The organism is Vibrio sp. OPT46 (assembly GCF_015163535.1).
GTDB lineage: Bacteria > Pseudomonadota > Gammaproteobacteria > Enterobacterales > Vibrionaceae > Vibrio > Vibrio alginolyticus.
Genome location: NZ_JADDYG010000029.1, coordinates 1 through 1,211, shown reverse-complemented (window position 1 = coordinate 1,211; position 1,211 = coordinate 1). Strand labels below are relative to the sequence as shown.

The 1,211-nt window shown below is 48.1% G+C and carries 1 pseudogene; it reads left to right on the top strand.

What is annotated here, in order from left to right:
* Positions 1–1,211 (top strand): annotated as a pseudogene (gene vmeQ / locus IQR33_RS02010) (efflux RND transporter permease subunit VmeQ); the annotation flags it as partial.

Here is a 1,211-nt window from a genome sequence, read left to right as displayed (position 1 = left end):
GTGATCTCACTGGCGATGACATTGATGGGTATGATCGCCCTGAAAGTCTTGCCAATTTCTGAGTATCCTCAAATCTCTCCAACGGTAATTACGGTGAGCACCATGTATCCGGGTGCAAATGCGGACGTGGTTAAAAAGACCGTAGCACAACCGATAGAAGCCAAAGTCAACGGCGTTGAAGACATGATTTACATGTCTTCTGTGATTGGTAACGATGGCTCATACACATTGCGTATTTACTTCCGAGTGGGCGCAGATGGCGATATGGCGCAGGTTCGTGTGAACAACTTGGTGGCACAGGCGACGTCGTCTCTACCACAAGAAGTAAACCAAATCGGTGTGACGGTTAAGAAGAAATCTTCCGACATGCTGGGCGTTATCACACTGCGTTCTCCGAAACAGTCTTACGACAGTATCTACCTTTCTAACTACGCGGATCTCAATATCGTTGAGCGTCTAAAACGTATCGAAGGTATGAGTGACATTACGCTGCTGGGTAAGAAAGACTACTCAATGCGTATTTGGTTGAACCCAAATAAACTGGCTACCTTGAAGCTTTCTGCTAGCGATGTTATTGGCGCAATTAAAACGCAAAACATCCAAGTGGCGGCGGGTAAGATCGGTGGTATGCCAGCTCCGGGTGACCAGCAATATCAATATGTTTTGCAAACCAAAGGCCGCCTCACTTCTGCGGAAGAGTTCGAGAACATCATCATTCGTGCGAGCAAGAAAGGTTCTTTGATTCGCTTGAAAGATGTGGCTCGTGTCGAAGTTGGCGCACAAGGTTACGAAGCTGATGGTCGTATGAATAACGAACCAGCAGCCGTTCTGGCCTTGTACCAGTTGCCGACCGCGAACGCGCTAGACGTGATGGAACGCGTGAAAGAGGCCATGAAAGAGTACGAGAAATCGTTCCCAGATGATTTGGTCTATGACATCGCGTATGACTCTACCGAATACGTAGAGACATCGATTGATGAAGTGTATGAGACGCTGGTGATTGCGGTACTTCTTGTCACCTTCGTTGTGTACGTTTTCTTGCAGAACTGGCGAGCGACCATTATTCCAACCTTAGCGATTCCGGTTTCCATCATTGCGACTTTCGCAATCATGGGCGTGATGGGCATGACCATTAACACGATCTCGTTGTTTGGCTTGATCCTCGCCATCGGTATCGTGGTGGACGATGCGATCATCGTGGTAGAGAACGT